General features: G+C 67.9%; 6 protein-coding genes. All 6 read right to left on the bottom strand.

The genetic code is table 11. The features are described 5' to 3' along the window. Positions 1–401 precede the first annotated feature (401 nt). The 6 genes from EA346_RS04275 to EA346_RS04250 all read right to left on the bottom strand — a co-directional run bounded on the left by EA346_RS04275 (position 402) and on the right by EA346_RS04250 (position 5,269). On the bottom strand, positions 402–902 hold the full coding sequence (locus EA346_RS04275) for a phosphatidylglycerophosphatase A (protein WP_296756069.1): 501 nt from the start codon (positions 900–902) through the stop codon (positions 402–404). A 239-nt stretch (positions 903–1,141) separates the two neighbouring features. After that, complete coding sequence (gene thiL / locus EA346_RS04270; protein ID WP_296756073.1) at positions 1,142–2,128, bottom strand: thiamine-phosphate kinase; 987 nt, start codon at positions 2,126–2,128, stop codon at positions 1,142–1,144. Positions 2,129–2,180: 52 nt separating this feature from the next. Next, on the bottom strand, positions 2,181–2,585 hold the full coding sequence (nusB, locus tag EA346_RS04265; RefSeq protein ID WP_296756071.1) for a transcription antitermination factor NusB: 405 nt from the start codon (positions 2,583–2,585) through the stop codon (positions 2,181–2,183). Positions 2,586–2,656: 71 nt separating this feature from the next. Then, positions 2,657–3,142 (bottom strand): 6,7-dimethyl-8-ribityllumazine synthase, encoded by a 486-nt coding sequence (gene ribE / locus EA346_RS04260; protein WP_296756068.1) that lies wholly within the window; start codon positions 3,140–3,142, stop codon positions 2,657–2,659. A gap of 306 nt (positions 3,143–3,448) precedes the next feature. Continuing rightward, positions 3,449–4,558 (bottom strand): bifunctional 3,4-dihydroxy-2-butanone-4-phosphate synthase/GTP cyclohydrolase II, encoded by a 1,110-nt coding sequence (gene ribBA / locus EA346_RS04255; RefSeq protein ID WP_296756066.1) that lies wholly within the window; start codon positions 4,556–4,558, stop codon positions 3,449–3,451. Positions 4,559–4,588: 30 nt separating this feature from the next. Then, positions 4,589–5,269: a riboflavin synthase gene (locus EA346_RS04250; protein ID WP_296756065.1), complete on the bottom strand. Its 681-nt coding sequence runs from the start codon at positions 5,267–5,269 to the stop codon at positions 4,589–4,591. Positions 5,270–5,525 lie beyond the last annotated feature (256 nt).

The raw sequence follows: 5,525 nt of genomic DNA, 5'->3' as shown, positions 1-5,525 counted from the left end.
CGACTGACACCCCGGGTTCGGACTGTTCTCGCGCCACCAAGGTGTGAGACGTCGAGGCCACGCTGAAGCTCGTGGCCTACAGGCCTTGCTCCAACTGCTCCATCGCCCACTGATTGAGACTCTTGCGACTCGCCTTGGCGCGAATCAGCAGGCGGGCTACGCCGTCCCCGGACATTTCCCATGCAAGAAGGTCCCCCGGCCCCCACACCCAGGGCCTCGCGGATCCGCCGGGGGACCGTCGTCCGCCCCTTCGAGGTGATCTTTTCCACCTGGCCCATTGGGGTCGGACCAACGCAACCTTTTGAATAGAATACGAATGTTCCACTTTAAGGCGCGTTAAGTGGCCTTGAACGGGGCTTTTTGCGCCTGAAATGGGGCGCATGGACAGCCCAGGTGGCCTGCTAGACGGCCGTATACGTGTAAAACGCCCAGGCGAGCAGCTGCAGCGCAAACCAGGCGTAGATCCCGGCGACCACGTCGTCCATCACGATGCCGACACCGTCATTCTGCCGGTCGAAGTAATTGGCGGGGAACGGCTTCAGGATGTCGAACAGCCGGAACAGCAGGAAGCCGACCAGCACCCAGACCAGCCCCGCCGGTGCAAACGCCAGTGTGATCAGCATGCCGGCCCATTCGTCCCAGACGATCCCCGGGTGGTCGTGCACGCCCAGCATCCGCGCGCTCTCGCCGCAGATGTGGAAACCGGAAATCGTGATCACGACCACGACGGCGATGTAGGCCCAGTCCGGCAGGCCGATGATGGCGAAGTACAGCACCAGCGCGGCCAGCGAACCGAAGGTCCCCGGGGCATATTTCGCCAGCCCGCTGCCGAAACCGAAGGCGAGCAGGTGGATGGGATCCTTGAACACCACGGAGGCGGGCGGATTCGGCGGTCTGGGCATCACGGGCTCCATTCGGACGGGCTGGACGAGGTCTGTGGTTGTGCTGGCTTTATACAGCACCCCCCCGCGCGGTTAAATGACCCGCTCGCCTCGCGTCGTGCGTTCCCGCTTTGGAGTGCGGGAGCTTGCTCCCGCTATACCCTGCGCCGAGGACCAGCCACCGGGCGCCCAAAGCGGCGGCAAGCCGCCGCACTCCATAGGGTTCAGGCGCCTTCGGGTCTTCGGGTTGGCCGTGTGCGTCAGTCCACGCGGAAGTGGTCGAAGCCGCGTTCGGTCGGCAGGACGGGGCTTCCGGCAGCGTCGAGGACCTGCACTCCACCGCCCGCCGTGAATTCACCGATCACGGTCAGCGGCAGTTGCAGGGCGGCGGCCAGGGGACGCAGTTCGTCCCGCTGCCTGGCGGGCCAGGCAAAGAGCAGTTCGTAGTCGTCGCCGCCGGACAGGGCGGCGGCCAGGGCCTTGCCTGGCGGCCAATCGGCGAGCAGGGGGTCCCGGGGCACGGCTTCGGCCTGCAGGATGGCGCCGCAACCCGAGGCCGCGCAGATGTGCCCGAGATCCGCGAGCAGCCCGTCCGAGAGATCGATCGCCGTGCGGGTGCGGCCGCGCAGGGCCTTCCCGAGCGCGATGCGCGGTTCGGGGCGGAAGAACCGGTGGCGCAGCGGATCGTCGACGGCAGGCGGCTCTCCTCCGGCCTCGCGGCGTTCCTGTTCCGCCTGCAGCCCGACGAAGGCGCCGCCCAGGGTTCCGCTGACGACGACGAGAGCGTTCGGCTCCGCACCGGCACGACGCAACGCCGACCCGGAGGGGACCTGCCCCAGTACCGTCACGCTGATTGCGAGCGGGCCGCGCGTGGTGTCGCCGCCGATCAGCGGCACCTTCAGCCGGTCCGCAAGCGCGCCCATGCCGTCGGAAAAGGCCTGCAGCCAGGCTTCGTCCACCTGGGGCAGGGTCAGGGCCAGTAGCGCGCCGAGCGGCTCGGCACCCATGGCGGCGAGGTCGCTCAGGGCGGCCGCCAGCGCCTTGTGCCCCACCGCAGCCGGGGGCTGGTCGGGGAAAAAATGGGTACCGCAGACCATGGTGTCGACGCTGACGGCAAGCTGTTGCCCGGGGCGCGGCGAGATCAGGGTGCAGTCGTCGCCCACCCCGAGTGAGATCCCGGGCCCGCGATCGCGGTCTGCGAAGAAGCGGGCGATGAGTTCGAACTCGGATAACGGCGCGTGGGCCATGTCAGGCATGTTGCGGGGGAACGGACTGGTACTCATGGCCTGGCGGGGCCGATCAGCCGGAGGTGCGGCGGGGCGCGGCGCGCTCGGCGCTGCGGAGCTGCCGGGCCAGCGTGTCGAGCACGCCGTTGATGAAACGGTGTGACTGCTCGGCGCCGTATTTCTTGGCGAGGCCCACGGCCTCGTTGATCGCCACGCGGTAGGGAACCTCCATCCGCTCGGACAATTCCCAGACCCCGACCCACAAAAGCGCGTGTTCGATCGGGTCGAGCTGCTCCAGCGGCCGGCCGATCACGGGCTCCAGCAGGGCGTCGAGGGCCTCTGCCTTGGTGGTCACCCCCATCAGGATCTCGCGGAAGTACTCCGCGTCCGCGTTGGCGTGTTCCTCGTCCTCGCGGAAGGAGGCAAGGATGTCCTTCGGATGATTGCGGGTGAGCTGCCAGGAATACAGCGCCTGCATCGCCCGCCGGCGCGCGGCCTGACGGGCGTGAATCTGCTGCTGGTGCTGGTTTCGGCTCAACGCGGTTCCGCTCAACCGGCCGGCTTCAGCTGGGCCATCAGGCTGACCATCTCGATCGCGCCCATGGCCGCGTCGACGCCCTTGTTGCCGGCCTTGGTGCCGGCGCGCTCGATCGCCTGTTCGATGGAGTCGGTGGTCAGCACGCCGAAACTGATGGGCAGGTTCTCGGCCAGCGAGACCATCGCGAGGCCCTTCGCCGCCTCCCCCGCCACGTAGTCGAAGTGCGGCGTGGAACCGCGGATCACGCAGCCCAGCGCGATCACGGCGTCGAAGTCCCCGGAGCGGGCCATGGCCTGCGCCGCCAGCGGCAGCTCATAGGCGCCCGGCACGCGGACGATGGTCATGCGCTCGTCGAGCACCCCGTGACGGCGCAGGGTATCCACCGTGCCCTCGAGCAGGCGCTCGACGATCAGGCTGTTGAAACGGGCCAGCACGATGCCGTAACGGGCCTCGCCCGCCGTGGTGAAGCGCCCTTCCAGGGTCTTGATGTTGTGCATGGGACCATCCTTCTCAGGTTCGCATGGGACGCCGAAGCCTCGGGCCCGGCAAAGCGGGATATTGTAGCACCGAGGGCGGTGCTGGGCTCTTGCTTGCCGGGATCGCGACCGGAGGCCGCTCCCTCGGGCGCTCGGGCTTCGGTGATGATCGCGACCGCCCATTGGACACGGGGGCGGCCTCCAGCTGCGATCAAGGTTTCCGCGCAAGGGCGGAAGAGCGCAGCGTCATCCGCCGCGGGGCGACCATCGCGGCCCTCGGACGGGCCAGCGGTGCGAGGCGGATGATGGCCTGCGGCCTTTTTCGCCCTACAGGTTCTGGACGTAGTCGACGACTTCGAGGCCGAATCCGCCGAGGCCGTGGAAGCGCTTGGGCGCGGACAGCAGGCGCATCTTGCCGACGCCGACTTCAGCGAGGATCTGGGCACCGATGCCGTACATGCGCCAATCGGCCGAGGTCTGCACCTGCGGACGCAGGTCTGCGTGTCCGCCCGCGAGTTCATGCAGGCGGCGGATCAGCACGTCCGACCCTTCCGGCTTGCGCAGGACCACGGCCACGCCGGCACCCGCCTCGTCGATGCGGCGCAGCGCATCGTCGAGCGGCCAGCCGCAGTCGGAGCCGGAGAAGCCCAGGGTGTCGCAGATCGTCTGCTCGAGGTGCACGCGCACCAGCGTCGGCTCGCTGGGCTTCGGGTGGCCGCGGACCAGGGCGAAGTGCAGACCATGGTCGACCTCATCCTGGAAGGCAATCAGCCGGAACACGCCGTGGGCGGTGGGAAGATCCACCTCAGCCGCGCGGCGCACGGTCTTCTCGTTCTCGATGCGGTAGCGGATCAGGGCTTCGATGGTCCCCATCTTCAGCCCGTGCTGGGCGCAAAAGCGTTCGAGGTCCGGACGCCGGGCCATGCTGCCGTCCTCGTTCAGGATCTCGACGATCACTGCCGCCGGCTCGGCCCCGGCCAGGCGCGCCAGATCGCAACCCGCCTCGGTGTGGCCGGCGCGCACCAGCACGCCGCCGGGCTGCGCCATCAGCGGGAAGACGTGCCCCGGCTGCACCACATCGGTGGGCACCGCGTTCGGCGCGACCGCCGTTCGTATCGTGTGGGCACGATCATAGGCGGAGATCCCGGTGGTCACCCCCTCTGCGGCCTCGATGGAAACGGTGAAGTTGGTGCCGTGCGAATCGTTGGTATCGGTGACCATCAGCGGCAGGGCCAGCTGGCGGCAGCGCTCGCGGGTCAGCGTCAGACAGATCAGTCCGCGGCCGTACTTGGCCATGAAGTTGACGTCCTCGGGGCGCACGTGCGAGGCGAGCATGAGCAGGTCGCCCTCGTTTTCGCGGTCCTCGTCATCGACGATGACGACCATGCGCCCGGCGTGCAGCTCGGCGAGGATCTCCTGGGTACTGGCAAATTCCATGTCTCGGTTCCGTCGGTGGCCCGGGCGGGTTCAGTCGCGCGTGCCGGAGTGATTGGGGAAACCCTGCTCCGCGAGCCAGGCCTCGGAGAGGCCGCCGCCCGCGTCGGACTGCGCCGCGCGATCGCCCAGCATCAGGCGTTCCAGGTAGCGCGCGACAAGGTCCACTTCGAGGTTCACGCGGGTTCCAACCTTGTACACCGAGAAACGGGTCAGGTCCCAGGTGTGGGGAATGATGTTCACGTCGAAGGTGGCGCCATCGACACCATTGACGGTGAGGCTGGCGCCGTCGATGGTGATCGACCCCTTCGCGGCAATGTAGCGGGCCAACGCGTCCGGGGCCCGAAAGTGCACTCGTGTGGAGCGCGCATCCGGGCGCATCGACAGAACCTCGCCCACCCCGTCCACGTGACCGGACACCAGGTGCCCACCAAGGCGCGTGCTCAGGGTCAGCGCGCGCTCCAGGTTCAAGCGGTCGCCGATGCCCAGATCGCCCAATGTGGTCACGCTCAGGCTCTCGCGGCTGACGTCGGCGGCAAACTGGTCGCCGTCGAGCGCGGTGACGGTCAGGCAGACGCCGTTGACGGCAATGGAATCGCCCAACTGCGTGTCCGCCAGGTCCATGCCCGGTGCGCGCACCTTCAGGCGGTAGTCGCCACCGCGCGGTTCCATCGCGGCGATGGTACCCAATGTCTCGATGATTCCGGTGAACATCCTGCTGACCACCTGTTCAGAAATGGAGCCGAAAAACCGGCAAACCCTAAATGATACCGGGTCGTGGTGCGTGGGACCATGCTGGAACAGGGGTTGAACCCGCTCCGTCGGCCGCTACATTCGCGAGCGAGGCTCGCTCCTACAGGGTGGATTCCAGAAGCGTAGGTCGGGTTAGCCCGAAGGGCGTAACCCGACGGGTCTCTTTCACGCTACATCGTGGCGGCGGGGAGCGGGTACGCGCGCAGGCGCAGGGCGT

The organism is Thioalkalivibrio sp. (genome assembly GCF_007692535.1).
Lineage (GTDB): Bacteria > Pseudomonadota > Gammaproteobacteria > Ectothiorhodospirales > Ectothiorhodospiraceae > Thioalkalivibrio.
This window is presented reverse-complemented; position numbering and strand designations above follow the sequence as displayed.